Genomic DNA, 26974 nt, shown 5'->3' on the forward strand with positions numbered 1-26974 from the left:
CTGCGAGGATCGGCGGATGACGGCGGTGCTGTTCGACCTCGACGGGACGCTCCTCGACGGCGCCGATCTGCCGCTCGCGGTGCGTGGCGCCGCCGACGCGCTCGCCGCGGCGGTGCCGGGCCTCGACGCCGACGCGGTCGTCGCGGCGAACACGGCCGAGTGGCAGGAGCTCTGGCCCGAGGTCGAGGACGACTGGATGCTCGGCACGCTGCCCGGCGCGGGGATCAGCGACCGCGCCTGGCGCGGCACGCTCGCCCGGTGCGGCCTGCACGACGAGGCGCTCGTCGCGCTCGCCTCGCGCACCTTCCGGGAGCGGGAGCGCCGGGTCGTGCGGCTCTTCCCCGACGTGCTGCCCGCGCTCCATGCCCTGCGGGCAGGAGGGCACCGGGTCGGCCTCGTCACGAACGGCGCGGCGGTGCTGCAGCGCGACAAGCTCGCCGCGGTCGGCCTCGACGACGGGCTCGACCCGGTCGTGATCTCGAGCGAGGTCGGTGTCGCGAAGCCCGACCGGGGCGTCTTCGAGGCCGCGCTCGCGCTCGGGGGGCTCGAACCTGCGGCCACCTGGTTCGTCGGCGACAACCTCGGCGTCGATGTGCTCGGCGCCCGTCGCGCCGGCCTCGTGCCGGTCTGGGTCAACCGCACCGGCCGGCCGCGACCCGAGGGGGCGCCGGAGCCGGACCACGAGGTGACCGCGCTCACGGCGCTGCCGGCCCTGCTCGGTCAGGCGCCCCGGTAGGTCGAGTACGCGAACGGGCTGAGCAGCAGCGGCAGGTGATAGTGCTCGGCGCCGGTCGCGTGGAACATGACCTGCACCTCCGGGTAGAACGCGGGGCGGTGCGTGGCCTCGAAGTAGTCGCCGGTGGCGAACGTGAGGCGGTAGACGCCGTCGGGCAGCCGGTCCGGTCCCAGGCCGGCGACGCGTCCCTCCGCGTCGGTGGCGCCGCTCGCGACCTCGCTCCAGCGGTCGTCCGACTGGCGGTCGAGGGTCACGCCCACCCCGACCGCGGGCTGACCGAACGCCGCGTCGAGCACCGAGGTGCTGACGCGGCTCACGACGCCTCGAACAGCGCGCGCAGGCGGCGCGCGGCGATACGGGCGACCTGGGCCTTGGCCTCCGCCGCCTCGTCGGCGGGATCGTTCTTGAGGCGGCGCTGCAGCTCGTCGAGCAGGTCCTGCTGCGTACGGCCGTCGGCGTCGATCACGAACGTCCGGCCGAAGCGCTGCCGGTAGACCTCGGCGCCGCGGGAGACGCCCGCATCGGCGCCCTCCTCGCTGCGCTCGAGGCCCGCCTGCTCCTGCGCGACGCGGACCGCGCTCGTGCCGTCGCTCGCGACCCGCTCGCCCGCCGCCGACGTCGACGCGGCAGCCTCGTCGACCTCGGTGTCGGAGAGCGTCGCCGCCGCGGACTCGGCCGCCGCCACGAGCTCGTCGACGGACGCGTAGGGGCCGCCGGCGACGAGCTCGTCGATCCACCGCCGCACCGGCAGGGCGGCCGTCAGCCGCTCGCGGGCGGCCTCGTCCTGCAGCTCGATCACTCCGCGCCTCCGGCTCCGGTCCGACCGCGCCACCCTACCGATCGGCCCCGCGTCCGGGCTCAGAGGGAGCGACCGGGGCCGACGGCGATGGAACGACGCCGCCGGATCCCGCTCCCTGCGATCGGGCGACGGGCCGAGGTCGCGGCCCTCGGCACGGGCACCGCCCTCGCGGTCGCCCTCGCGGGCAGGCGGGCTCGCCGTCGCGCTGCTCGCGGCCCTGCTCGCCGCGCTCGCGTTCGTCCGCGCCGGACGGCCGACGCGCTGGGCGCGCACGGCGCACCAGTGCGGGGCTCAGTAGAGTGCGGGACCGTGCGCGGCCCCACCGCGCGGATATCGGGAGGACCGGGATGAGCGGCGTCGTCACCCTGACCCCTGCGCCGGTGCTCGACCGCACGTACCTCGTGTCGTCGCTCGCCCAGGGCAAGGTGAACCGGGCCGTCGAGGTCCACGAGTACATGAGCGGCAAGGGCCTCAACGTGGCCCGCACGCTGCACCTCGCGCGGGTGCCGGTCGCGGCGGTCATGCCCATCGGGCGCGACGACGAGCACCTGCTGTTCCGCACCCCGTCGCCGCACATCCTGCGGATCGTGCCGATCCTCGGCCGCATCCGGGTGAACACCGCGATCGTCGAGGGCGGCGGCCGCACCACGAACGTGAACCAGAGCGCGATCCCGATGTCGTCCGCCGACTGGGCGCGCGTGGTCGACCTGGCCGTCGAGCAGCTGGCCGAGATGGACGCCGACTGGCTCGTCGTCTCGGGCGTGCACCCGTTCAACAGCGACACGAACGACTTCGTCGACATGACCGACCTGTTCGAGCGCACCCGCGAGACCGGGGCGCGGGTCGCGCTCGACACGAGCGGCGTGCCGCTCGAGCGCTGGACCCGCAGCGGCCTCGTGAACCTCATCAAGCCGAACGCCGACGAGCTCGCGAACCTCGTGGGCCGCAACCTCGTCACGGTCGGCGAGGCGCTCGATGCGGGCCGCGAGCTGAACGCGCTCGGCGTCGAGGTCGCGCTCGTCTCGCTCGGCGCCGACGGCGCGCTCGCGGTCACCGCCGACGACGCCGTCTGGGGCGCCGCGGTCGCGCCCTCGCTCGTGAACACGACGGGCGCCGGCGACGCGACGCTCGCAGGCTTCCTCAGCGACGCGATCCGGCCCGAGGCGCGGATTGCGGGCGGCACCCCGCCGCTCGATCTCGCGCACGGCCTCGGCACGGCCGTCTCCTGGGGCGCGCTCGCCGTGTCGCTGCCGACGACCCTCATCTCCGGGCTCGAGGACGCGCCCGTGCCGGTCGTGCAGCAGCCGGATCCGAAGCGCGAGCTCCTCGAGGGCACGCACCTCCTGACCCGCGCCTGACGCCTCGCTCCCCGAGGAGCGCGGACGCCTGCCGGCTCAGGCGGGGACCGGCTCGGGAGACGGCGACGGGGCGGGCGCAGGCTCCGTGACCGCTGGCTGGTGCACCGGCAGCGTCACGGTGAACACCGTCGATCCCGGCTGCGACTCGACGGTCACCGTTCCGTGGTGGGCCTCCACGACCGCGTTCACGATCGACAGGCCGAGCCCGGTGCTGCCCGTCCTGCGCTGCCGCGACGAGTCGCCGCGCACGAAGCGCTGGAAGAGGTTGGGCTGCAGCTCGGGCGGGATGCCGGGCCCCGTGTCCTTGACGAGCACGGTGACGCGGTCGCCCACCGGGGGTCGCAGCTCGACGGTGACGGCGGTGCCTGCGGGCGTGTGCACCCGGGCGTTCGCGAGCAGGTTCGTGAACACCTGGTGCAGCTTGGCGTCGTCGCCGCGCACGACCACCGGCTCGTCGGGCAGCTCGAAGTCCCACTCGTGGTCGCGGCCCGCGGCGTGCGCGTCGCTCACCACGTCGACGAGCAGGCGCGAGAGGTCGACGTCGGTGGTGTCGAGCTCGCGCTCGGCGTCGAGTCGCGCGAGCAGCAGCAGGTCCTCGACGAGCGCCGTCATGCGCTGCGCCTCCGACTCGATGCGCCCGATGTTGTGCTGCACCGTCTCGTCGAGGTCGCCCCCGAAGCGGCGGGTGAGCTCCGCGTAGCCGCGGATGGAGGCGAGCGGGGTGCGCAGCTCGTGGCTCGCGTCGGCGACGAAGGTGCGCACCTTCTCCTCGCTCGCCTGCCGCACGGCGAGCGCGCTCTCGACGGACTCGAGGAGGCTGTTGAGCGCGCTGCCGACCTGGCCGACCTCGGTGTGCGGGTTCGTGTACCGACCGGGGACGCGCTGCACGAGGTGCACGTCCCCGCGGTCGAGCCGCATCCCGGCCACGTTCGAGGCGACGGTCGCGACCCGGCGCAGCGGACGGAGCGCGCGCCCGACCACGAGCGCGCCGATCAGCGCGGCGAGCACGATCGCAGCGACGACCACGAGCGTGATCGGCAGCAGCACGAGCCCGATCTGCCGGTTGAGCTGGGAGCTCGACTCGCCGACGAGCACGTTCGTGAAGGGTGCGGCGCCGACGAAGCGGTACTCGCCGTAGCCGGGCACCTGCAGCGCCCGCGGGGTCGCGTTCGGCCGGGAGAGCTGCGGGTCCCGCCCCAGCGCGAGGATGGGGCGCAGCTGCGCCTCCGTGAGCGGGGTCCGGGACTCGCCGTGCAGGTAGTACCCCACCGTGCCACCGGTCGCGGTGGGGCCGACGATGATGACCGCCTGGTCGGCGAACCGCGGGTTCATCTGGTCGCCGTCGGTCTCGCGGATGATCTGCCCGACGTTCTGCGCCGCGTTCTGCACCTGGAGGTCGAACTGGCTCGAGTAGATGCGCGAGAGCACGATCAGCGTCACGGCGCCGATCACGACGCTCGTCGCTGCGACGAGCGCCACCATCACCGCGATGAGCCGGGTGCGCAGCGTCCAGGCGTGCGGGTCCATGAGGGGGTGGCGGTCGAGGCGCGGCGGGCGCCTCAGTCGGCGGCCTTCAGCATGTAGCCCGCGCCGCGGACCGTGTGGATCATCGGCTTGCGGCCGGCGTCGATCTTGCGGCGCAGGTAGGAGATGTAGATCTCGACGACGCTCGACTTGCCGCCGAAGTCGTAGTTCCAGACCCGGTCGAGGATCTGCGTCTTCGACAGCACGCGCCGCGGGTTGCGCATGAGGTAGCGCAGCAGCTCGAACTCGGTGGCCGTCAGCTCGATCGCGTCGCCGCTGCGCGACACCTCGTGGCTGTCCTCGTCGAGCACGAGATCGCCGACGACGAGGCGCGGGTCCTCCTCGTCGCTCGCCGTGAGCATGGAGCGACGGATGAGGCCGCGCAGTCGTGCGACGAGCTCCTCGAGGCTGAACGGCTTCGTCACGTAGTCGTCGCCGCCCGCCGTGAGCCCGTTGATGCGGTCCTCGAGCGAGTCCTTCGCCGTGAGGAAGAGCACGGCGGTCTGCTGGCCGTCCTGACGGAGGCGGGAGAGCACCTGCATGCCGTCGATGTCGGGCAGCATCATGTCGAGCACGATCGCGTCCGGCCGGAACTCCCTGGCGAGGGTGAGCGCGTGCCGGCCGTCGGCAGCCGTCTTCACCTCCCAGCCCTCGTAGCGCAGCGCCATCTGCAGGAGGTCGGTGAGGGTCGGCTCGTCGTCGACCACGAGGACGCGGATGGGGCTGCCGTCGGCGTGCTTGAGGCGGGCGCGTGCCGCGGTGTCCGTCGGGGCGCCGGTACGAGTGGTGCTGGTCACCGGATCAGTGTCGATCCGTTCCCTATGAACCGAGTATGAGCAGCCCACGATGACTCAGGGAACGGGGGATGGACGCGACCGCCCGAGAGGACCGGCCCCTCGCGGGGACGAGGAAGGGCCGGCACCCCGAGAGGTGCCGACCCTTCGCTGCAGACGTGCGCGGTGCTCAGGCGAGCGCGGCGACGTCCACCGGGATGCCCGGGCCGAAGGTCGTCGAGACCGACGCCTTCTGGATGTACCGGCCCTTCGCGGCGGCGGGCTTGAGGCGCACGACCTCGTCGACCGCGGCCTTGAAGTTGTCGTTCAGCTGCTCCTCCGTGAAGCCGGCCTTGCCGACCACGAAGTGCACGTTCGAGTGCTTGTCGGTGCGGAACTCGATGCGGCCGCCCTTGATCTCGGACACGGCGCGGGCCGCGTCCGGGGTGACGGTGCCCGTGCGCGGGTTCGGCATGAGACCGCGCGGGCCGAGCACACGGCCGAGGCGGCCGACCTTGCCCATCATGTCCGGCGTCGCGACGGCGGCGTCGAAGTCGGTCCAGCCGCCCGCGACGCGGGCGATCAGCTCGTCGCCGCCGACCTCGTCGGCGCCGGCGGCGACCGCGGCCTCGGCGGCGGGGCCGACCGCGAACACGATGACGCGGGCGGTCTTGCCGGTGCCGTGGGGCAGGCTGACGGTGCCGCGGACGATCTGGTCGGCCTTGCGGACGTCGACGCCGAGCTTCAGCGCGACCTCGACGGTCGAGTCGAACTTCTTCGAGCCGGTCACCTTCGCGAGGCCGACGGCCTCCTCCGGGCTGTAGAACCTGCCGGACTCGAGCTTGGCCGCCGCCTCGCGGTAGGCCTTGGAGTGCTTCGCCATCGTCGTCCCCTACTCGACCGTGATGCCCATGGAGCGCGCGGTGCCGGCGATGATCTTCGCGGCCGCGTCCAGGTCGTTCGCGTTGAGGTCGGGCTGCTTCTGCGCCGCGATCTCGCGCACCTGGTCGCGCGTGAGCCGGCCGGTCTTCACCGTGTGCGGCGTGGCGGAGCCCTTGGCGACGCCCGCGGCCTTCTTGATGAGCTCGGCGGCCGGCGGGGTCTTCAGCACGAACGTGAACGTGCGGTCCTCGTAGACCGTGATCTCGACCGGGATGACGTTGCCGCGCTGCGCCTCGGTGGCGGCGTTGTACGCCTTGCAGAACTCCATGATGTTGACACCGTGCTGACCGAGCGCAGGGCCGATCGGCGGCGCCGGGTTGGCAGCGCCGGCCTTGATCTGGAGCTTGATCAGGCCGGTCACCTTCTTCTGGCGAGCCATGCTTCTTCTCCTTGTTCGAAGACGGGCGGCGGCTGCCGCTCGTCTGCTCCCACGCGCACGCCCGATGCGTGCCGTGGTTCCCGACGGCCCGAAGGCCGACAGACGATTCTACCCGCGCTCGCGGCTGGTGCAGCCACGGGTACCGAGGGCCGGGACGGCCCTCGGCGCTGGCGTCGTGGGGACGGCCAGAAATGGCCGTCCCTCTGAGCTCCAGCGCGCGTCTTGGATGCGTTCGCGCATCCAAGACCATCGGCTACAGCTTCGTCACCTGGTCGAAGCTGAGCTCGACGGGGGTCTCGCGCTCGAAGAGCGAGACGAGCACCGTGAGCTTGCCGCTCTCCGGCTTGATCTCGCTGATCGTGCCGGGGAGGCCCGCGAACGAGCCCTCCTTGATGGTGATCGTCTCACCGGCCTCGAAGTCGACCTCGGCGGGGATCGGCGCACGGGCGGCGACGCCGCGGCCACCGGCCTTGCCGGCGGCCGCGCCCTTCACGGGCGCCTCGGCGACCTGCACCGTGCTCTTCAGCATGTCGAACGCCTCCTGGAACCGCAGGGGCGTCGGGTTGTGCGAGTTGCCGACGAAGCCGGTCACGCCCGGGGTGTGCCGGACGACGGACCACGACTCCTCGTTGAGGTCCATGCGGACGAGCACGTACCCGGGGATGCGCACCCGGTTCACGAGCTTGCGCTGGCCGTTCTTGATCTCGACCACGTCCTCCATGGGGACCTGGACCTCGAAGACGCTGTCCTCCTGGCCGAGCGAGCCCTTGCGCTGCTCGATGTTCTGCTTCACGCGCTTCTCGAAGCCGGCGTAGGAGTGGATGACGTACCACTTGCCCGGCTTGGCGCGGAGCTCGCGGCGGAACGCCTCGTACGGGTCGACCTCGGGCTCCTCGGTCTCCTCGTCCTGCGCGACGTCGGCGACGTCGGCGGCGATGCCCTCGGCAGCGCCCTCCGCACCCGTCGCGGTCGCCTCGGTGAACGCCTCGTCGGTCTCGTCGTCGGTCGCCTCCGCGGCGGCCTCGTAGTCGGCGGGGTCGTGGACCTCGAGCGCCTCGTCGACGGCGCGGTCGGCCTCAGGGTCCGCGGCGAGCTCGATCGCGTCGAGCTCCTCCTGCTCGTCCTCCGGGTCGTCGTCGACGATGTTCAGGCCCTCGCCCTCGGCCGCCTCCTCGAGCTCCTCGCGGTGGCTCGGCAGGTGGCTGTCGTCGGTGCCGAACTGGTGCTGGTCGGCCTCCTCGGGTCCGGCGTCCTGCTCGAGCTCCGGCTCGAGGTCGAGGTCGTCACGGGATGCTCTCGCCACTTGGAATCAGGTCCTTCTCGTCGTCAAGTCCACGGCCCGTCTGGGGCCGCGCCGGCGCCGGCATGGGTGCGCCGCGCCATGAGGGGAAACGAAGTCAGCTCGCTCCGCCGAAGAGGAACACCACGAGGGCGCTGAACGCGAGGTCCAGCACGTACACGACCGCCATCATCACGACGACGAAGCCGAGCACGACCGCGGTGTAGGTCACGAGCTCGCGACGGGTGGGAGCGACCACCTTGCGCAGCTCGGCGATGACCTGGCGGAGGAAGAGCGCGATGCGGGCGAACGGGCCGCGGCGCGCCTGTCGCTCGAGCTTCGCGACGGCGACGTCCTCGCCGGGCGTGTCGAGCAGTCTGCGCGCCACCTCAGGTCCTTCCCTCGTTCGCGTTCCTCGCAGGGCGGACAGGACTCGAACCTGCAACCTGCGGTTTTGGAGACCGCTGCTCTACCAATTGAGCCACCGCCCTAGGGCCGCCGGAGACCGCTGGTCCTCCGGACGCACCCGCAGCACCACGCGGAAGGCGGATGCGGCCGGGCACGCCGAAGCGAGCGCTCGGCTCCGACTGAGCCCCGAGTGTAGCGCAGGCACCCGCGCGCCCCGCGGAGGGGGCGCCACCCCGCAGCGGGAGCCGTTCCGGACCGCCGCCACGTCTCGGAGGCGTTCACGCATCCGAGACCGGCGACTCACAGCCCCACGGAGCCCTGCATGATGCCCCCGTCGACGACGACGGTGGTCGACGTCATGTACGACGCCTTGCCCGACGCGAGGAAGACGACGACGTCGGCGATGTCGGACGGCTCGGCGACGCGGTGCAGCGGGATCGCGTCGGTGAGCTTGCCGAGCAGCTCCGTGTTGCTCGTCGTCGAGGCGTTGATCGGGGTGTCGACGGCGCCCGGCGCGATGTTGACCATGCGGATGCCGTGCGGGCCGAGCTCGACACCCGCCGTGCGGGCCAGCATGCGCATGCCGCCCTTCGAGACGCAGTAGGCGATGTTGCCGGGCATCGGCCAGTCCTCGTGCACCGACGAGATGTTCAGGATGAGGCCCGGCGTCCTCTGGGCGATGAACTGCTTCGCGGCCGCCTGCGACGCGAAGAACGCGCTCTTCATGTTGACGGCCATGACCTTGTCGTAGTCGTCCTCGGTGCTGTCGAGCAGCGACTGCCGCGTCTCGATCCCCGCGTTGTTCACGAGCACGTCGAGACGCCCGTAGGTGTCGACGGCCGTCTGCATCATCCGGTGCAGGTCGTCGGGCTTCGAGATGTCGGCCTCGACGCCCGTCGCCTCGCCGCCGGCGCCCTTGATCTCGTTCACGAGCTGCTCCGTGGCGTCCTCGTGGGCGACGTAGTCGATGACGACCTTCGCCCCCTCGGCCGCGGCGGCCTTGCAGATGGCGGCACCGATCCCGCTGTTGCCGCCGGTGACGACGATGACCTTGTCCGAAAGCAGCACTGCGCTCCCCTTCCTGCCCGACTGTTCACGTGATGCAACGCTTCGCATCGTGACCTCGCCCGCTGTGCCTCCGCCGCGCGGATGCTGAGCGCCGCGGCCTCTGGGGTCACCGGGTCGCGCTCGGTAGGCTCTGAAGCCGTGCCTCGCGCTTCCCTCGCCCCGATCTCGCCACGCGTCGCCGGCATCGCCGAGTCGGCCACCCTCAAGGTCGACGCGAAGGCGAAGGCGCTGAAGGCCGCCGGGCGCCCCGTCGTCTCCTACGCCGCCGGCGAGCCCGACTTCGACAGCCCCGCCCACGTCGTCGAGGCCGCGGAGCAGGCCGCCCGCGACCCCCGCAACCACCACTACACGGCGGCCGCCGGGCTGCCCGAGCTGCGCGAGGCGATCGCGGAGAAGACGCGGCACGACAGCGGCCTCGAGGTGGCACCGAGCGCCGTGATCGTGACGAACGGCGGCAAGCAGGCCGTCTACGAGGCGGTGCAGACGCTCGTCGGCGAGGGCGACGAGGTGCTGATCCCGTCGCCGTACTGGGTGACGTACCCCGAGGTCGTGAAGCTGGCGGGCGGCGTCCCCGTCGCCGTCTTCGCCGGCGCCGACCAGGACTACCGCGTCAGCGTGGAGCAGCTCGAGGCCGCCCGCACCCCGCGGACGAAGGCGATCATCTTCGTCTCGCCCTCGAACCCGACCGGGTCGGTCTACTCCCCCGACGAGACCCGTGCGATCGGCGAGTGGTCTCTCGAGCACGGCGTCTGGGTGATCAGCGACGAGATCTACCAGAACCTCGTCTACGACGGCGTGCGGGCGGTCTCGATCGTCGAGGCGGTGCCCGAGCTCGCCGAGCAGACGGTGCTCGTGAACGGCGTCGCGAAGACCTACGCCATGACCGGCTGGCGGGTCGGCTGGCTCGTCGGACCGGCCGCGGTGGTGAAGGGCGCGGGCGACCTGCAGTCCCACCTGTCGTCGAACGTCTCGAACGTCGCGCAGCGCGCCGCGATCGCCGCCCTCACCGGGCCGACGGAGCCGATCGAGGCGATGCGGCAGGCGTTCGACCGGCGCCGCAAGGCCATCGTGTCCGGCCTGAACGCGATCCCCGGGTTCCGCACGCCCACACCGGAGGGCGCCTTCTACGTCTACCCCGACGTGACCGAGCTGCTCGGTCGCGAGTGGGGCGGCGTGACGCCCGCGACGACGCTCGAGCTCGCCGACCTGCTGCTCGACCGCTGCGAGGTCGCCGTGGTCCCCGGTGAGGCCTTCGGGCCGAGCGGCTACCTGCGGTTCAGCTACGCGCTCGGCGACGACGCGCTCGCCGAGGGCGTCGCCCGGCTCGCGGAGTTCTTCCGCGCCTGATCGGGGCCGTTCCGCGGTCGACCCGCGCGTGCTCATGCATCCGACGGCATGAGCACGCGCGGGTGGGGTCAGTGGCCCCGGATCGCCTCGAAGGCCTTGTTGAAGAAGCCGGAGACCGGCCGCTGCTGCTCGCCCTGCTGGGCCGCGAGCACCACGAGCACACCCGTGAGCAGCGGAAGGGTCCACTGCAGCACCTTCTGCTGGCGCTGCGCCGACGCGAGGGCGGGCGACGAGGTGACGCCCGGCTCGGTGACGCCCTCGGCGCCCTCGTCCGCGTGCTTCGCGATCCGTGTGCCGAGGAAGCCGGAGTACACCGACGCGGCGCCGGCGACGACCGTCAGGCCGAGCTTGACGACGGTGTTCGTGCGGGCCTCGCCCTGCACGGCGAGGCGGCCCTTGTTGCCGAGGATGAGGCCGAGCCCGCCGATGCCGTGGGCGGCGAGCGCGAGGCCCTGCACCGGGGTCCACCTGCCCCAGCCGATGGACGAGAGGCGGAGCCGCTCGGTCGGGTCCTTCGCCTTGGCGGTCGCGCCGTTCAGGCCCACCGCACCCATGAGGGTGCCACCGAACCAGGCGGCGAGGCCGAGGTCGTGCAGGCTGCGGATCACGGTCTGTCGCTGCGACATCGGGATCTCCTTTCGGTTGCCGAGACCCCAGTGTCGGCGCGGGCGGCTGGGAGGTCAGGGGCTTTCGGACCCCCGCCGCGGGGTCCAGGGCGGACTGCCAGCGCATCTCGAGCGGAGGCGGAAGGACGGCGTCCGCGTGTCACGACGAGGTCACGACGTGCCTCGCCGGGATACTGCTGCCACCCCTTCCGGGGCCACCGGCCGAGCGCCGGCGGAATCACGACGAGTGCTGGAGGCCGCATGTTCGACGACGAGCTCGGCGACCTCGGCGGCCCCACCTGCCTCTGCTGCGGCGGCGCGCTGCGGGTCGCGAACGGGGCCGGATGGACTGTGCGCTCCTGCACCGCCTGCGGCCTCGAGACGGTGAGCGAGACCGGCGCGCTGACCGGGCGGATCGCGCGGGCGCTGCTGCCGCGCCGCTCGAACGCGCCGAGCCGGGACCGCAGCCACCTGCGGATCGCCTAGCGGCGCGCAGGAAAGAAGGAGCGGCGCCGCGGGGTGGCGCCGCTCCTCCTGTTCCAGCGGATCAGCGGAACGCGTCCTTGACGTTCTCGCCGGCCTGCTTGAGCGAGCCCTTGGTCTCGTGGGCCTGACCCTCGGCGACCTTCTCGTCGTCGCCGGTTGCGCGCCCGAAGGCCTTCTCGGCCTTGCCGCCGAGCTTCTCGGTTGCGTTGGAGATCTTGTCGTCTGCAGCCATGTGGTCGGCTCCTTCCTTTCGAAGAGAGTCCCACCGGCGCTTGGGGAACGCCTGAAGAATCTCGAAAGGTTGCTGAAGAGCGGATCAGAGCGTGGCGCCGATGATCGACGGCTCGGCCTGCAGCAGCACGCCGAACTCGATCTGCACGAGGTTGCGGATGTAGCGCGCGAGCTCGAGCACCTGCTCGGCACCCGCGCCGCCGCCGTTCACGATGGCGAGCGTGTGCTTCGACGAGATGTGTGCGCTCGAGCCGGGCAGGGAGAAACCCCGGCGGATGCCGGCGTGCTCGATCAGCCAGGCGGCCGACAGCTTCACGCGCGGCTCGGCATGGCGGGACGGTCGCTGCGGCAGGTCCTCGCCGAGCGGCACGACGACGTCCGGCTCGTCCGCGGTCGTCGGCCAGCGCGGTGCGGACGCCGGCAGCGTGCGCGCGAACGACTCGCTCACGATCGGGTTCGTGAAGAACGACCCGACGCTCACCGAGTCGGGATCCTGCGGGTCGACGACCATGCCCTTGCGCCGGCGGAGCTCGAGCACCGCGTCGCGGAGCGCCTGTACGGGCACCCGGGTGCCGAGCGGCACACCGAGGGCGTCGGCGAGCTGCGCGTAGGCGATCGGGGCCGAGAGCGCCGGTTTGCCCGGCTCGGCGGCGTGCAGCAGCAGCTCGATCGAGAGCACGACGCCCTCGCGGCCCTGCTTGAAGACGCTGGTGCGGTACCCGAGCTGCAGCTCGGAGGCCGGGATCCGGCTCACCTCGAAGGTGGCGCGGTCGAGGAACTCGACGGCGACGAGGGTGGCGGCGAGCTCCTGCCCGTAGGCGCCGATGTTCTGGATCGGCGCGGCCCCGCAGGAGCCGGGAACGCCGGAGAGGGCCTCGATGCCGCTCCAGCCCTGCTCGACCGTGTAAGCGGTGAAGGCATCCCAGTCCTCGCCGGCCTCGACCCGCACCCGGACGGGGACGCGCTGCTGCGGGGGCCGCAGCGAGCGGGAGAGCGACCGCAGCCGGTCCTCGTCGCTCGCGGGCACCGCCGGCACCGCGGACTGGGCCGTCTGCGGCAGCCGCTCGACGCCCTTCGTGGCGACGCGGAGCACGGTGCCGTCGAAGCCCTCGTCGGCGAAGACCACGTTCGACCCGCCGCCGAGGACGAACAGCTCCTCCCCCGTCGACCACGCCGTCCGGGCGGCCTCGATCAGCTCGTCCCGCGTCGTCGCGGTGACGACCTCGCGCGCCGGGCCCCCGACGTGCAGCGTGGTGAGCTCGGCGAGCGGCACCGCGGACGTCATCGGCATCAGCGGCTCTCCAGCGCGACGACCACCTGGGCGCGTCCGAGCACGGTCGCGTCGTCGACCCGCACGGTGAGATCCACCCGCGCGGTGCCCTGCTCCTCGTCGATCCGGGCGACCTTCGCCTCGACCTCGAGCACGACCTCCCCCTCGGGGGGCACCGGGACGGGCCGCGTGAAGCGCACCTGGTAGTCGCGGATGCGGGCGCTACCGAAGCGGTTGACGACGGGCTGCACCGCGAGCCCCATCGTGAGCATGCCGTGGGCGAGCACGCCCGGCAGCCCGACCGACTGCGCGACGTCGTCGCGGTAGTGGATGGGGTTGAAGTCGCCCGAGGCCCCCGCGTAGCGGACGAGCGCGTCGCGGTCGATCGGGAAGCGGCCGGTCGCGACGACGTCGCCGACGGCGAGCGCGTCGCTCATGCGTCCCCCCGCACGACGAGCGTCGAGACCGCCGTGACGACGTGCTCCCCCGCGGCGTCGCGGATGTCGGACTCGGCGGTCACCATCGCGTTGCCACCGAGGGTCTTCACCGAGGTGACGGTCATCCGCGCGGTGAGCAGGTCGCCGGCGACGATCGGGCGCGAGTAGGTGAAGCGCTGGTCGCCGTGCACGACGCGGGAGAAGTCGATGCCGGCGCGCTCGTCGGCGAGCAGCTGGCCGAGCGTGCGGTCCTGCACCACGACGGCGAAGGTCGGCGGCGCGACCACGTCGGCGAAGCCGGCGGCCTCGGCGGCAGCGGGATCGAGCGCCACCGGATCGGTGGATCCGGTGGCTCGCGCGAACTCGCGCACCTTCTCTCGGCCGACGAGGTACGGCTCGGTCTCGGGGTACGCGGTGCCCGCGAGGTCGGCGTTGACGGCCATGCCGGAATCGTACTGGGCCCCCTGTTCCCGCCGGTCCGCCATGCGCCCCTATAGAGAGGTACGGCTCAGAGGGAGCGCTCACCCGGCGCGGCGAAGACTTGCGGCATGGCTACGACCACCACGCTTCCCACCCGGATCCTCGGCTCCCGCACCGTCAGCGCGATCGGGCTCGGGGCGATGCCCATGTCGATCGAGGGACGCCCCGACGAGGCCCGCTCCATCGCGACCATCCACGCGGCGCTCGACGCGGGCGTCACCCTCATCGACACCGCCGACGCCTACCACCTCCTCGCCGACGAGGTCGGCCACAACGAGGAGCTCATCGCCCGCGCGCTCGACAGCTACGAGGGCGACGCCTCCGGCGTGCTCGTCGCGACGAAGGGCGGCCACCTGCGCCCCGGCGACGGCTCCTGGACGATCGACGGCACCGCGGAGCACCTCATCGCCGCCGCGGAGGCCTCGCGCGCACGCCTCGGCGTCGAGTCGATCGGGCTCTACCAGTTCCATCGGCCCGACCCGCACGTGTCGTACGCCGACTCGATCGGAGCACTGAAGCACCTGCTCGACTCGGGCGTCATCGAGATGGCCGGCATCTCGAACGCCGACCCCGACCAGATCCAGGAGGCGAACGAGATCCTCGGCGGCCGGCTCGCGTCGGTGCAGAACCAGTTCTCGCCCGCCTTCCGCACGTCGATGCGCGAGCTCGAGCTCTGCAGCGACCTCGGCATCGCGTTCCTGCCGTGGAGCCCGCTCGGCGGCATCGGCAAGGCCGGCGACCTCGGCTCGTCGTTCGTCGCGTTCCAGGAGGTCGCGGACGCGCACGGCGTGAGCCCGCAGCAGGTCTGTCTGGCGTGGGAGCTCGCGCTCTCCCCCGTGGTGATCCCGATCCCGGGCGCCTCGCGCCCGCAGAGCATCCAGGACTCGGCGCGGGCGGCCGAGCTGCACCTCGACGACGACGAGGTGCAGCGCCTCAGCCAGGCCTGACCCTCGAAGGCAGAAGGGGTGGAGCGCGTCACGCTCCACCCCTTCTGCTGTGCTCGCCGACCGCCCGGGAACGACGAAGCGCCCCGCGATCGGGATTCGCGGGGCGCTTCGGACCGGACGGTCAGAGGGTCACTGGCAGCTGTCGCACTGCAGGAGGTCCATCGGGTCCATCGGCACGGCGTAGCCGTCGATGCTCTCGGTGTCGAAGTTCATGGCGGACCTCCCCTGTCCTCGCGATCACGGTGCCGACCGGCTCGAGTGCCTGTCGGCTTGCGTGTCGCGGTGCTGTTGCGGTAGTGCGTTCGTTCCGCTCTCGCGGTGTGCAACCACCATATATCCGCCCGTGTTCCGGCGCCAGCCCCTACATGTTGTGTTCTGCTCCTTCGGGGCGTGTTCCCCGGAACGGCGCGGATCTCGGGCTCGAGACGCATGACCGCTCGGCGTGTCGCGCTGATGCCGGCCCCCTGCGCGGGCCGGAGGAGGGTGGGCAGGACGGCAGCCCGAGCGCCCCGAGCGGCCCGACGCGAGCGGCGCGGACACACATCCGCAGCGGCCGCCACGACGGCGGGCGGGGCGGCCCGGGATGCTACGCTCGTTGCTGCTTCCGGCCCGGACGGGCCGAGCAGCGCCCCGATAGCTCAGTGGTAGAGCATCTCCATGGTAAGGAGAAGGTCAAGGGTTCAATCCCCTTTCGGGGCTCGGTCTCCGAGCGTCTCGCACGCCGGATTCCCGCGGCGGGGTAGCTCAGGTGGTTAGAGCACACGGCTCATAATCGTGGTGTCGCGGGTTCAAGTCCCGCCCCCGCTACAGCAGGCCCGGAATCCAGCGGATCTCCGGGCCTTCGTCGTGTCAGCGGGTACGCCGGCCCCGCACGAACTCCGCACTTCGGATCGCGTCCATAACGGGGTTTGCGGGTTCGAGCGGCCCCGCTCCGCCGACTCGCCGAGCACGCTTCCGAGCGCCTTCGCGGCGCGCTTGCCGCCGGTGTTCTTCCCCATGTGCACGTCCTGCGTGATCGACGGGTCCTCGTGCCCGAAGTGCTCGGCGATCGCCCGGGCCGAGAGCCCCGCCTGGTCGAGCGCGGTGACCCCCCCCTTCCACTTGCTTGCCCTGTCCTGGCCTGCCACACCTGCGCTCCCGAACCACCCGCTCACGACTTCACGTTGTGCGTGGGTGGTTCAGAAGCGGCGCCAGGCGAAGTGGCAGCCCAGGGCAGGGCAAGACGCACCAACATTTCTCGGACCCGACGAGGCACCTGGCGAGGGGTCTTGGGCTTGAGCCGCCTTCGCACTGTTCCCGCTCACGCAGAGAATCGCCGATGGGAAAGGCGCGGCGTGTCGAGAGCTTCGGCACGGAGAAGCCGTCGACGAACACCACGGTCGGCTCGACGCAGTAGGCGGAGCGGCCTGCAGGGGTGCGTCGGGCAAGGAGGCGAGCAGCCGAGAACGCTGCGCACGGGCACAACGACCGCCGCGCGTTTCCGCACCCCTCTTCGGGTTCGATCTGCGGCCCGCTGGCCTCGTGTTCAGCCTCGCCCTACTTCTTCGATGCACCTGGTTCCCGATCGAACAGCGTCGCCCCGATCGCTCCGCCGTATGGCCCTGCGCTCGAAAGCAGGATCTGGGGTTCGGGAGCCGAGTGCGTGGCCGCCAGCCCTTCGCGGACTCCGTGTTCGATGAGATCCCAGTACCGGGTCGAGCCGCCCGCGAAGACCACGGTTGTGGGCCTGTAGATGCCCACCAGGTCTGACAGTCCCATCGCAACCCGGAGGCCATACATCTCGAACAGCCCACGAGCCGCGGCGTCCCCGGTACGAGCGGTGTCGGCGAGGGCTGTCAGCTCTGCACGCCCACTTCTTATTGCAAGACGTTCGAGCCCGGCCCGGGAAGCGGCCTGCTCCCAGCAGGAGTCGCGCCCGCAGTAGCACTGGCAGTTCGCGACGTTCACATTCAGATGCCCGGCCTCCGGGTGCACACCGTCCGCGCCGCGCACAGGGGTCCCGTCGAGGATGAGCGCGACGCCGACACCCGTGCCCAATGTGATCACGAGCACGCTCGGTGCACCGGCCGCGACACCGAGATGAGCTTCGTACAGAGCCGCGGTGACTGCGTCGTTGTCGATCCGCGCACCGATCCCGAACTCCAGGGAGAGGGGCTCAAGCAGGTCGACCCCCGTGAAGGCCTCCAGCGTGTCGGGGTTCCGAATCACCCCTCGGGCGTCGATCGGGCCGCTTGCGCCGATGCCGAGAGCAGCGATGGTCGCTCCGCCCGCAACTGAACGGATCGCATTCGAAAGGAATTGAAGCGGATCCGCGCCGCCTGCCGGCGGCGTCGGGAAGTTCGCCGAGTCCTGCACTCGATCGTCGCCGCTGATGGAGACGACCCGCGTCCCCGTACCCCCGATGTCGATACCGATACGGACCCGCCCGACGCTGTCGCTCACAGGGTCGTCGTGACCTTGCTGCCGAACGCGAACGCGCCCGGGGTGACCCCCCGCGCCCGGGCGATGTCCACCGCGATCAGTTCGGCGGCGACGGACGAGGTCGCAAGACCTACCAGCGACGATCCGCTGGGGACTCGGAGCGTGCTGGCCCCGTCCAGCTGCGCGTCGCCGATCAGCACCACGCGCGAGCCGCTGTCGACGAGGTCCTGGGCGAGCCGCTCCATCGAGGAATCGGTGCTGCGCTGGAACAGCCCATAGAGGAATGCGATCAAGCCGGGGCCCGCGAGCTCGTAGGGGCCGTGCCGGAACTGGCCGCCGATGTATCCCTCGATAGGGACCTTCGAACTCTCCTTCGTGATGAGGCCGGCGAACAGGGAGGTTGCAGAGGCGTCGCCCTTCCCGACTGCGGCGAGGCGAGGTGCTGCGGTGTCACGGACCTCCGCGCCGATACCGCTCACATCGAGCCCGTCGATGACCATCGCGACGGCGTCGGCGGTCACGGCGATCTCAGCGTCGAGCGCACCGAGGTCGTCCTTCAGGAACGCGGCGCCGATGCGAGCGTGCACCGCGAGCGTGTTGAGGTAGCTCTTCGTACTGACCGTCGCCTCGGGTCCGCTGAGGAGCGGGAGGTGGACGTCGGCGGCGCGGGCGAGCGGGCTCTCGTCATCGGCGGTCACACCGACGATCGCGCCGACCGTCGGCGCTCCGGCGCCATGAAGGAGTTCGACGATCTCACCGCTCGCGCCTGATTGCGACGTCGCGATGAGCAGCGTGTCGGCGGTGAGAAGGCCGCGGTTGTCGATGAGCTGACCGGCGTCGACGGCCCATGACGGCAGCCCGGCGCCCACGAGCCGTCGCCACACCGGCAGAGCCGCGAAGTGGGAGCTGCCCATCCCTGTGAATACGATCCGGCCCCACTCACGAGAGGTGAGCTCGCGCAGGGCGCGCTGATCAGCGCTACCGATGAGCCGCCGTAGGGCGTCGGGCTGTTCGGCGATATCGGCTTCGAATGGAGTGATCTCAGCCACGGGATGCGTTCCTGCCTTCGTGTTCAACGGATCAGTGCTGGACGAGTTCGGCGCGCGCGAACAGAGCCGCCGGGTCCTTTCCCAGCAGCCGGGCGGCGACGTGAGCACCGATCATGGCGGTGGGAAGATTGATGTTGCCGCGCGTGATCGACGGCATGATCGAAGCATCGGCGACGTACAGCCCTTCCACGCCGTGGACCCGGCCGTCGTCGCCGACGACCGCCATGGAGTCCGTTGCCGGTCCCATCTTGCAAGTGCCGGCGGGGTGGCAGTAGTTCACGATGTCGTCGAGGGGGTCGCTCGTCGTGACGCGCGCTCCGAGCACGTCGGCGAGGACAGGCTGGACGACCATCCGTTCGAGCAGGTTGAGGGCCTCGCGGAGGACAGTCCGGTCGTGGCCCTCCGGGTCGCTGCCGTACCGGTGGTCGACGACCGGGCGGGCGACGTCGAGATCGGCGGGGAGCGTGACCGAGCCCTCAGAGCGTGCGCGCATCGCGCCGCCGTAGAGGCTGATCGGGGGCAGACCCGGGTGACCGGTGTTGGCGCCGGCGACCATGAAGACGTGGATGTCGTAGGGGCCGTCGTCACAGACGCTCGACCTGGCGCGCCCCACGGTCTGCTCGTCTGGATTCCACCGAAGGGCAGCGAGTCGATCGACCAGCCCAGGCTGGCCGGCGAAGTCGAGCTGGACGCACTCGTGGTCCAGCAGGTGCTTGCCGACGCCGGGCGCATCGACAGCGACGTCGACGCCCAGGGCACGGAGCTCGTCGGCCGGCCCGACGCCGGAGCGCAGCAGCAGCGCCGGCGAGTGGTAGGCGCCGGCAGCGAGGACCACAGTGCCGACCGTGACGCGCGTCGTCGTGCCGCCGGTGGTCAGTTCGGCGGCGATGACGCGGCCGTCCGCGATCTCGAGTCGCTCGGCGGTGGTGTCCGCTGCGATGGTGAGGTTCTCACGGCTCCGTACCGGGTCGAGGAACGCGAAACCGCTGTTCCACCGGACACCGTCGACGATGTTCACCGGCATCGGCCCGATGCCTTCGCCGGCCGCGATGTCGTCCAGGTCGTCGGCGAATGGCAGCCCCGCGGCGACACCCGCTTCGACGAAGGCGTGCTGAGGTGGCGTGAGCTCGTCCATGCGGTAGCGACGCACCCGGAAGCGGTCGTGCACCCAGTCGAGGATCGGCTGAACGGCGTCGGGCGTCCAGCTCGGGTTACCTCGGGAAGCCCAGTCGTCGTAGTCGGCGCGTGCGCCGACGGAGGCGGTGCAGCCGTTGTGGGAGGAGCAGCCACCGACGATCTTGGCCCGCGGGAGATCGAGTTCGCCGACCCCGCTCGTGCGTGCCGTCTTGAGGTCGTAGTCGTGAGAGAGCGGAATCCAGCGGGCATCAAGCATGTCCTTCGGCCACTTCCCGGAGTCGGCGGCACCGTAGTCGGGACCGGCTTCGACGAGAAGGACGCTCCGATCACCGAACTCGGCGAGTACGCCGGCGGCAGCGGCGCCACCGGTGCCTGCGCCGATGACGAGGATGTCGACTGCCTGGGGCAGCGCCGCGTGAGACATGTTCGTGTTCCCTTCAGAGTGCTAAGCGATGAGAAGCTCGATGCCGGCCTGGTCGAGCTGGCTTCGGTCGTCGAGCTGGAGTTGGTCGTCTGTCACGACGAGATCGACCTCGTCGAGGGCGCAGATGCGTGAGAACGCCTCGTTGCCGAACTTGGCAGCGTCAATGGCGACGATCGTGCGGCGGCTGGCAGCGAGTGCAGCCCGCTTGACGGCGGCGTCCTCGGCGTTCCACTCGGTGAACCCCGCGACCGACGCCGCGGACGCGGTCATGACGAACAGGTCGAAGCGGTACCCGCGGAACGCCGCTTCGGCCTCCGAGCCGATGAGGCTGTGTTCGCCGGTGCGGACGACGCCGCCCGGGACCATGACGCGGGTCGTGGCATCGTCCGCGAGCAGTGCAGCGATGGTGATGTTCAGCGCGCACACCGTGATCGCCCGGCCGACGAGCGCCCGTGCGACGGCGAGGCCAGTCGTCCCGCCGTCGAGGATGATCGTCTGACCGTCGCGGATCTGATCGGCGACGGCACCCGCTATCTGTCGCTTCGCCTCCGAGTTGGCGCGCGCCCGGACGGCGAACGGGGGCTCGAAGCTGCCGCTCACCGTCGCGGTCGCCCCACCATGGGTACGGATGAGCAGCCCCGCAGCGGCGAGTTGATTCAGATCGCGCCGGATCGTCATCTCGGAGACCTCGAGGTGGGAGCTGAGCGCACCGATCGTGACCTCACCGCGACGCGAGAGCTGCTCGAGGATCATCTGCTGGCGGGTGTCCGCATTCATGGGTCGTCGCTCCTGATCGATCGACTTGCCGGTCGTGACGCCTACTCGACGTCGGGGAGTTCGCCGGCGCGAGCCATCCAATCGCGCTGGCCGGAGCGCAGGTTCCGCCCGAAGAGGATCGCGAACCCGGCGAGGACGTAGGCGATCGCGATGAAGGGCGCCAGGAGCACCGGGAACGCGGGCAGCGGGACGAGAGAGTTGTACGCGATGAGCAGCAGCGCGACGGTCGAGACGATCGGGGCGACGACATGCGACCAGATGCTGAATTCGTTCCGGTGCCTCATCCAGAAGAAGCGCGTCGCCGCGATGTTCATGAGGATGAAGATCGGGATGTAGACGAAGGTGCCGGTCGTGCCCAGCAGGTTGAAGAGGTTGTACGGGCCGAGGGGCAGCCCGACTGCGAGGCAGACGACGAACGCGACGGCCGACTGCACGAACACCGCGACGACCGGAGTGTGGTGCTTCTGCTGTGTGCGAGCCAGCGACGACGGAAGCGCTCCGGTTCGGGCGATGCCGTACAGAGTGCGGGTCGCGCTCGTCGTGCAAGCGATGCACACCCCGAGGCCGGAGTTGACGAGGGCGATGAGGATGATGATCGACGCGCCGTTGAAGAGCCGATCGGCGAGCGCGAACGCCGGTGCCGTCGGGGAGCTGGCGAGGCTGCTGAGTCGATCAGTGCCCCACGCGATCTGCAGACCCCAGGCCGTCACGCAGTAGAACAGGCCGATCAGGACGAGCGAGCCGATGATCGCCTTAGGGATGATGCGACGGGGGTCACGGGACTCCTCGCCAACGACGGCGGCGGACTCGAAGCCGGTGAAGGCGAAGATCGAGAGGACGATGGCGAGGAAGAAGCCGGAGCCGTTGTGGATGTTGAGGGGGTTGAACCCGTCGAGGTTCACGCCACCTTTGCCGGGCAGAAGGAGCCCAGACAGCGCGAGGGCGAGGCCGACGACCATCTCGAAGCAGCTCATGACGACGAGGAACTTGATCGAGATGACGATTCCGCGGTACGCACAGAGGAGACAGATCGCGAGGATGACCGTCGCGTAGACCCACCAGGGAATGCCGACGTGGTACTTGCCGTCGAGTTCGTCCTGCAGCACGGCGCCCGTGAACGCGGCGAGGGCGGCGGGGACGACGGAGACCATGATCGCGTAGAGCCAGCCCGTCATGAATCCCGCACGCGGCCCGATGCCAGCTGAGACGTAGGTGTAGAAGCCGCCGGCGCTGGGCAGATGCCGTGCGAGGCCGAGCATGGGAACCGCGATCATCAGACAGACGAGGAATGCGGCGAGATAGGTGAGCGGTGCGGTGATGCCGGACTGCCCCGTGGTGAACGCGATCGTGTAGAAGATGCCGAGCGTTGGCGAGATCTGAGCCACGGACTGCATGAGCGCTCCGCCGAGGCCGATCGACCCCTTCTGCAGTCCTGTGCTGAGCTGCGGCTCTTCGACGCCGTAGGTGGCTTGCGCGGTCATGTGCTCTCCTTTGAACCAAACCAACTGAACACGGTGTCTGTGCAGTATGTCACCTTGCGTGTTCGAGTCAAGGGTCGCCGAACACTGGAACGAACAACCACGGCCGGTGACGGTGGATCCCGGTCTGGAAGGCGGGCACCTGGCTCATCTCGGCACGGTCCTCCCCGCTTCGTCGCGCTGGTGGCGACGGCGAGCGGCACGTCATCGCGTCCTGCGCCACGCGCGCCGCACGATCACGCGGGCTCGCTGAATGGCGAGCAGACCCGTCCCCGCGAGAAGCTCGCGAACGCCGATCGCGCGCAGCAGTGCCTCGACCTCGGCCCTCGTCCGCAGACGCGGCGAAGCGGGGCATCGCGCGCGGAGCAGCAAGCGGCAGCGTTCCGAGCGCGACGCTGCACAGCCCGAACCCGATCTACGGCACCTCTTCTCTGCCCGTCGGCATCGCCCGCCTCCTCCCGCGACCGGCCGAGCGCCCGCCGCCGCTATCGCAGGCGCAGGTCGCGCGTCGGCGATCCGTCGATCTGCCAAGGCCGGTCCGCCCTGCACTCGCGCGCGACGCGCCTTCCATCCGAGGCCCGGACAGTGCGAAGAGAAGCGTCGTCGACGTCGGGCTCGCGCAGTACCGCCTTCGGGGCTGGTGTGTGCGGGAGCCCGGGCCTCACACGAGCGACGCGGGCCTTCCTGAATCGGAGCGAACGCCCGGAACCGACGGGGCGGTGACTCCACGCGCATGGCGATCCTGCGACCGCCGACGACGAGGTCCGATCCCGACCGGGGGCAGGACGATGCGCGAGCAGCCGCTGCTCGAACTCATATCCCGCACTTACTTCGTATATTTCGGACGACCTCGTAGGAGGTCCTGCGAAGCCCTGAGACACGGAGTCACTGGCTCGCGCCACCTCTCGACACGAGGAGCGACTCCGGACGAACCCTTTCGTACCCGCGAACTCGAATCGTGGTGTCGCGGGTTCAAGTCCCGCCCCCGCTACCGGCCCGGTCCTCCGGGCAGCTCGACACCCACAGGCGGCCCTTCGGGGCCGCCTTCGTCGTCCCGTGGCCTGTTGGGGGTGCGTCACGCCCTCAGCGGTGTCGCCGATCTCACGGCAGGCGTCGCCATCGGACAGCCCGAGCATGTGGACGTCACCGCGGTTCGAGGCCCGCTGCCCGGTGGACGGCGTCCACGGTCTGACGCGCAGCGCCGTACCCGACGCGGCACGATGACGCTGGTCGCCTCGAGCACGGCGTCGATGCCGGTCACCGTGAGCCGCATCGCGCCGGCGTCCGGACGCACTCGCGGCCGCGGGGCCTCATCGAGAGGTGTCGCGACCGCGTCCGAGTCATCGTCGTCGAGGTCGGATCGACGGTGCGACGCGAGCATCGCTCTCGTTCCCTGCCACGTCTCCCAGGCGAGCTGGGAGACGTGGCAGGTCGGCCGAGCTAGTGGATCGGGCCCCCACGAGGGGACCCGATCCACAGCACTACTTGCCCGCGGCGTTGTCCCAGACCTGCCACGCCTTGTTCAGGTTGTCCTGGACCGCCGGCACTGCGTCGTCGTACGCCTGCTTGGCCGTCTTCTTGCCACTCGTGAGGTACCCGAACGCGTCGAACTCGGGACCGTAGACGGTCCACCGGTCCGGAACGAAGACGGGCGGACGGGAGTGCGTCAGGATCTGCAGGCCCTCCTCGCGACCGGGCTTGCCCTGCGCCCAGTTGATCTGGCTCGCCACCTTGAGATCGAGGGGAACGTTCCCCGTGATCTGCGACCGGATGCGCTGGCCCTGCGTGGCGGCGAACGCCACGAACTCCTTGGCCTCCGTCGGGTGCGCGGTCCCCTTGAACACGCCGATACCGTCGGTCCAGATGCTGAAGAAGGGGTCGACGCCGGCCGGAGCAGGGATCGCCGCGACACCGTAGTTGATGCCGGACTTCTCGTACCGCGTGAGGTTGTCGAAGTTCGCGATCACACTCGCCAGCTTGCCCTGCGCGAAGTAGTCCTCGCCCTGCGCCCACGGATCGAACGCGCTGCTCAGCGAGGGCGCGCACTTGTGCTTGATGCCCTCAGCGAGGGTCTGCGCGGTCTCGATGGTCTGCGGGCTGTTCATGTGGCCCGCGACCGTCTTGCCGTCACCGCTCACGTACATCTCCCACGGAAGGAAGGTGATCGGATCGCCGTAGGCGGTCCCGTATACGCCCTTACGGGTCAGCTTGCAGGCCGTCTTCACGTACTCGTCGACGGTCATGGGCGGCCAGGCCGGCGGCGGCGTCACCCCCGCAGCCTTGTACATGTCCTTGTTGTAGAGCAGCACGATCGCCCCGGTGTAGGTACCGAGGCAGTACAGCTTGTTGTTGTAGCTGCAGGCGGGCTCGGTGTTCGGACGGGACGGGTCTCCGACGATGCCCTTGTTCCAGTTCGCCAGGTTGATGTGATTCTTCGCGGCGACGTCGTTGAGAGGAAGGACGCGACCGGCCGCCATCCAGTTCCGGCTGCTGATGTCACCGATGTCGGGTGGGGAACCGGCAGCCAACGCCGTGCTGATCTTGGTCGGGTACTGGCTCTCCGGATACCCCGTCCACTGCACCTGGATGTTCGGGTGCAGCTTCTCGAACTTGGCGATGATCTGCGACGACGCCTTGTCGGTGTTCTCGGCCACCCCCCAGAACTTGAGCACGACCGTGCCGCCGCTCGAACTGTTCGGTGCTCCGCTACCGCTGCATCCGGTGAGCAGCAGGCCTGTCGCCACCAGAAGTCCAACAGCTGCGCTTCGTCTGCGCATTCGATACCTCCACGATCCTCTTCGACCGTCCATCCACACCCTTGACCTTCAAAGGCGGGCCTCGCTCCCCCGCGACTCGGCATGCGCGCCGGCGCGGAAGTGAAGTTGCTCGTGCAGCCGCGGATCGGGCCTGGGCACGTGTCGCCCGCTCCGCCGGATGCGTGATCCAGTTGCACTCACCGGGAAGGCGGTGCCGACGACGTTCCTTCGACCAGGGCCACCCAGGGAGCTCGTGAAGCGGGTCCTTCGACCGTCGCGCTGAACGCCCTGAACGCCCCGGGCTCACGCTCACGCACGCTCCCGGGGTGCGGCTGCGGGCCGGTTCGAGCCGGCGCGTGGTCACGCGCGTCCGCTCCGACGGCGGTCCTCACCCCACGGACGTCAGCGGAGGCTCGGGTGGACGAGCAGCCGGGGAGCCGGGCAGCGCCGGGGCTCGAGATCGCTGCAACCATCATTCGCCTGTTCTTCTTCGAACTCGACTGCGGGTCGACATGCTCAGCACGGACGGGCCGAACATATTCATACGTATGAATGCCGGAAAGTAGCACGGACCAGAAGGGGCCTGCTCGATTCCGGCGGAACTGCGTCCGTGTCGTTATCTCGTCGCCCAAGACCTGGACCGCGCGCCCGGTCGAGCGTCGGAAGCGAGAGCGACCGCCCTCTCCCCGGAGCGCGCGGAGGTCCCGCGCCCTCGGCTAGGGCCGGAACTCCGTGCGCAGGCGCCCCGTGTTCGCCTCGTCACTGAGGAAGACGTTGTCGTTGATCGTGCGCCAGGAGTCCAGCGGGAACTCCTTGTCGCGCGCGGCCTCGGTGGGCTCGTGGCTGTAGGTGGAGATCTCCCGCACCACGAGCGGTGTCGCAGAGTCGGGCGGGCACCGGAAGGCATGCAGGTGGTTGCGGTGCATCACGAACTTCGGGTCGCCCACTTCGAGACGGATGAAGCTGGTCAGGCTCGAGTAGGTCGCCTCACGGCCCTTCGGCAGCTCGACGCCCGCCGGCCACTCGGAGCCCCGGGGCATCGGAGACACCTGGAGACGTTCGTCCGGACCCGGCACGCCGTCGGGTCCGTAGAAGACCTCCATGGAGCCCATGAGGACCTCGTACGACTCGGTCTTGCGGGGGTGGAAGTGAGGCGGGCAGTACTTCCCCGGGTGCAGGATCATCAGCTTGTCGCAGAGCCCCCCGTACTCCGCGAACGGCTCCGCGCCGCGCGGCAGGCCGTCGACCGCGGGCTCGTTCAGCGCCTCGAAGATGACCATCACCTCGTAGGCCTCGGGGGACCACAGCCCGCGCCGGAAGGCCTCGTACTGCGAGTCCCCGAACACGATGCCGGTGCCGTCGTTGATCATCGACGGCTGGATCGAGTAGCGCAGCGCCTCGGCCAGCGCCGCCGCTCCCCTGACCCACTCCGTGTAGTCGCGCCGGCTGATGCCCGGTGCCGCGTCGAGGGCGGTATCGGTGATGTTCATGACCACTTCCAATCTCGGCGACGCCGTGCTGTCGTCGGCCTCCGTCGAGGCCTTCCGGGTGCCGGCCGTGGCGGAGCACGGACAGCACGTCCCGGTGAGGGCCTGTGCGGCACCCGGCCCGGGCAGGCGGAGTCGACGTGGCTGAACCGGTTCATTCCACTGTAACGAGCCTGCCTCGCCCGTCAAGGACGGTCGCCAGCGGGCGTCGCGAGGACGGACCGAGCCCACGCCGTCACGGGTCCTGAGCGCACTTGACCTGGCGCCGGCGCGGCTCTACGTTCGATCTGAACCGGTTCAACCCGTTTGGCATCCGCGCCACGAGAACCGGGCGCCGCACCGAACCCCTTCCGTGCGGTCGGACGTGGGCGCTCGG

General features: G+C 70.6%; 26 protein-coding genes and 3 tRNA genes. 7 read left to right on the top strand and 22 right to left on the bottom strand.

Annotation, left to right across the window (positions count from 1 at the left end):
• Positions 1-16: 16 nt before the first annotated feature.
• Positions 17-736, top strand: coding sequence for an HAD family hydrolase (locus tag QDR37_RS04955; protein WP_279712485.1), 720 nt, complete (start codon positions 17-19; stop codon positions 734-736).
• Here the strand turns inward: QDR37_RS04955 and uraH are convergent.
• Both uraH and QDR37_RS04965 read right to left on the bottom strand, forming a co-directional pair.
• Positions 721-1053 (bottom strand): hydroxyisourate hydrolase, encoded by a 333-nt coding sequence (gene uraH / locus QDR37_RS04960; protein WP_279712486.1) that lies wholly within the window; start codon positions 1051-1053, stop codon positions 721-723. The two genes, QDR37_RS04955 and uraH, sit on opposite strands and share 16 nt — an antisense overlap.
• A complete protein-coding gene (locus QDR37_RS04965) occupies positions 1050-1535 on the bottom strand; it encodes a 2-oxo-4-hydroxy-4-carboxy-5-ureidoimidazoline decarboxylase (protein WP_279712487.1) in 486 nt (161 codons plus the stop codon). Before QDR37_RS04965 ends, uraH begins: the two co-directional genes overlap by 4 nt.
• A 347-nt stretch (positions 1536-1882) precedes the next feature.
• On the opposite strand from QDR37_RS04965, the gene QDR37_RS04970 reads away from it, so the two are divergent.
• Entirely contained in the window at positions 1883-2893 is a 1011-nt protein-coding gene (locus QDR37_RS04970) for a PfkB family carbohydrate kinase (protein WP_279712488.1), read from the top strand.
• Positions 2894-2929: 36 nt separating this feature from the next.
• On the opposite strand, the gene QDR37_RS04975 is transcribed toward QDR37_RS04970, so the two are convergent.
• The 8 genes from QDR37_RS04975 to QDR37_RS05010 form a co-directional block, all read right to left on the bottom strand.
• Entirely contained in the window at positions 2930-4420 is a 1491-nt protein-coding gene (locus tag QDR37_RS04975; RefSeq protein WP_279712489.1) for a HAMP domain-containing sensor histidine kinase, read from the bottom strand.
• Positions 4421-4452: 32 nt separating this feature from the next.
• Positions 4453-5214 (bottom strand): response regulator transcription factor, encoded by a 762-nt coding sequence (locus QDR37_RS04980; RefSeq protein ID WP_279712490.1) that lies wholly within the window; start codon positions 5212-5214, stop codon positions 4453-4455.
• A 166-nt stretch (positions 5215-5380) separates the two neighbouring features.
• Positions 5381-6073: a 50S ribosomal protein L1 gene (gene rplA / locus QDR37_RS04985; protein ID WP_279712491.1), complete on the bottom strand. Its 693-nt coding sequence runs from the start codon at positions 6071-6073 to the stop codon at positions 5381-5383.
• Between the two features lie 9 nt (positions 6074-6082).
• Positions 6083-6511 (bottom strand): 50S ribosomal protein L11, encoded by a 429-nt coding sequence (gene rplK, locus QDR37_RS04990; RefSeq protein ID WP_279712492.1) that lies wholly within the window; start codon positions 6509-6511, stop codon positions 6083-6085.
• 253 nt (positions 6512-6764) lie between these two features.
• Entirely contained in the window at positions 6765-7814 is a 1050-nt protein-coding gene (locus tag QDR37_RS04995) for a transcription termination/antitermination protein NusG (protein ID WP_279712493.1), read from the bottom strand.
• A gap of 94 nt (positions 7815-7908) precedes the next feature.
• Positions 7909-8178: a preprotein translocase subunit SecE gene (secE, locus tag QDR37_RS05000; protein ID WP_279712494.1), complete on the bottom strand. Its 270-nt coding sequence runs from the start codon at positions 8176-8178 to the stop codon at positions 7909-7911.
• Between the two features lie 30 nt (positions 8179-8208).
• Positions 8209-8281, bottom strand: a tRNA-Trp gene (locus QDR37_RS05005).
• 217 nt (positions 8282-8498) lie between these two features.
• Entirely contained in the window at positions 8499-9266 is a 768-nt protein-coding gene (locus QDR37_RS05010) for a glucose 1-dehydrogenase (RefSeq protein WP_279712495.1), read from the bottom strand.
• 81 nt (positions 9267-9347) lie between these two features.
• On the opposite strand from QDR37_RS05010, the gene QDR37_RS05015 reads away from it, so the two are divergent.
• The gene (locus tag QDR37_RS05015) at positions 9348-10613 is read left to right on the top strand and encodes a pyridoxal phosphate-dependent aminotransferase (protein WP_279712496.1); all 1266 of its coding nucleotides are present in this window, start codon (positions 9348-9350) and stop codon (positions 10611-10613) included.
• 68 nt (positions 10614-10681) lie between these two features.
• Here the strand turns inward: QDR37_RS05015 and QDR37_RS05020 are convergent, their stop codons facing one another.
• Complete coding sequence (locus tag QDR37_RS05020) at positions 10682-11239, bottom strand: hypothetical protein (protein WP_279712497.1); 558 nt, start codon at positions 11237-11239, stop codon at positions 10682-10684.
• A gap of 240 nt (positions 11240-11479) precedes the next feature.
• On the opposite strand from QDR37_RS05020, the gene QDR37_RS05025 reads away from it, so the two are divergent.
• Positions 11480-11704, top strand: a complete 225-nt coding sequence (locus tag QDR37_RS05025; protein WP_279712498.1) for a hypothetical protein — start codon at positions 11480-11482, stop codon at positions 11702-11704.
• A gap of 61 nt (positions 11705-11765) precedes the next feature.
• Here the strand turns inward: QDR37_RS05025 and QDR37_RS05030 are convergent, their stop codons facing one another.
• The 4 genes from QDR37_RS05030 to QDR37_RS05045 form a co-directional block, all read right to left on the bottom strand.
• Positions 11766-11936 carry a CsbD family protein gene (locus QDR37_RS05030; protein ID WP_279712499.1) on the bottom strand — a complete coding sequence of 57 codons (171 nt, stop codon included), beginning with the start codon at positions 11934-11936 and terminating at the stop codon, positions 11766-11768.
• 84 nt (positions 11937-12020) lie between these two features.
• Positions 12021-13220: a UDP-N-acetylmuramate dehydrogenase gene (locus tag QDR37_RS05035; RefSeq protein ID WP_279713555.1), complete on the bottom strand. Its 1200-nt coding sequence runs from the start codon at positions 13218-13220 to the stop codon at positions 12021-12023.
• 5 nt (positions 13221-13225) lie between these two features.
• On the bottom strand, positions 13226-13642 hold the full coding sequence (locus QDR37_RS05040) for a MaoC/PaaZ C-terminal domain-containing protein (RefSeq protein ID WP_279712501.1): 417 nt from the start codon (positions 13640-13642) through the stop codon (positions 13226-13228).
• Complete coding sequence (locus QDR37_RS05045; RefSeq protein ID WP_279712503.1) at positions 13639-14085, bottom strand: MaoC family dehydratase N-terminal domain-containing protein; 447 nt, start codon at positions 14083-14085, stop codon at positions 13639-13641. The genes QDR37_RS05040 and QDR37_RS05045 overlap by 4 nt, the downstream gene beginning before the upstream one ends.
• 105 nt (positions 14086-14190) lie before the next feature.
• Here QDR37_RS05045 and QDR37_RS05050 point away from each other — a divergent pair, with 105 nt between their 5' ends.
• The 3 genes from QDR37_RS05050 to QDR37_RS05060 all read left to right on the top strand — a co-directional run bounded on the left by QDR37_RS05050 (position 14191) and on the right by QDR37_RS05060 (position 15876).
• Positions 14191-15069 carry an aldo/keto reductase gene (locus tag QDR37_RS05050; RefSeq protein ID WP_279712504.1) on the top strand — a complete coding sequence of 293 codons (879 nt, stop codon included), beginning with the start codon at positions 14191-14193 and terminating at the stop codon, positions 15067-15069.
• 627 nt (positions 15070-15696) lie between these two features.
• Positions 15697-15768: transfer RNA gene (locus QDR37_RS05055), tRNA-Thr, on the top strand.
• A gap of 34 nt (positions 15769-15802) precedes the next feature.
• Positions 15803-15876, top strand: a tRNA-Met gene (locus QDR37_RS05060).
• A gap of 729 nt (positions 15877-16605) precedes the next feature.
• Here the strand turns inward: QDR37_RS05060 and QDR37_RS05065 are convergent.
• From QDR37_RS05065 to QDR37_RS05095, 7 genes are all read right to left on the bottom strand, one after another.
• Positions 16606-17511 (bottom strand): ROK family protein, encoded by a 906-nt coding sequence (locus tag QDR37_RS05065; protein ID WP_279712505.1) that lies wholly within the window; start codon positions 17509-17511, stop codon positions 16606-16608.
• Positions 17508-18539, bottom strand: a complete 1032-nt coding sequence (locus QDR37_RS05070; protein WP_279712506.1) for an SIS domain-containing protein — start codon at positions 18537-18539, stop codon at positions 17508-17510. The genes QDR37_RS05065 and QDR37_RS05070 overlap by 4 nt, the downstream gene beginning before the upstream one ends.
• A gap of 31 nt (positions 18540-18570) precedes the next feature.
• Positions 18571-20100: a GMC family oxidoreductase gene (locus tag QDR37_RS05075; RefSeq protein WP_279712508.1), complete on the bottom strand. Its 1530-nt coding sequence runs from the start codon at positions 20098-20100 to the stop codon at positions 18571-18573.
• A 21-nt stretch (positions 20101-20121) separates the two neighbouring features.
• On the bottom strand, positions 20122-20877 hold the full coding sequence (locus QDR37_RS05080) for a DeoR/GlpR family DNA-binding transcription regulator (protein ID WP_347882094.1): 756 nt from the start codon (positions 20875-20877) through the stop codon (positions 20122-20124).
• 41 nt (positions 20878-20918) lie between these two features.
• On the bottom strand, positions 20919-22358 hold the full coding sequence (locus QDR37_RS05085) for an APC family permease (RefSeq protein ID WP_279712509.1): 1440 nt from the start codon (positions 22356-22358) through the stop codon (positions 20919-20921).
• A 1478-nt stretch (positions 22359-23836) separates the two neighbouring features.
• Positions 23837-25099: a sugar ABC transporter substrate-binding protein gene (locus tag QDR37_RS05090; RefSeq protein WP_279712510.1), complete on the bottom strand. Its 1263-nt coding sequence runs from the start codon at positions 25097-25099 to the stop codon at positions 23837-23839.
• Between the two features lie 728 nt (positions 25100-25827).
• Entirely contained in the window at positions 25828-26601 is a 774-nt protein-coding gene (locus QDR37_RS05095) for a hypothetical protein (RefSeq protein WP_279712511.1), read from the bottom strand.
• Positions 26602-26974 lie beyond the last annotated feature (373 nt).

This window comes from Amnibacterium sp. CER49 (assembly GCF_029846255.1).
Taxonomy (GTDB): Bacteria; Actinomycetota; Actinomycetes; order Actinomycetales; family Microbacteriaceae; genus Amnibacterium.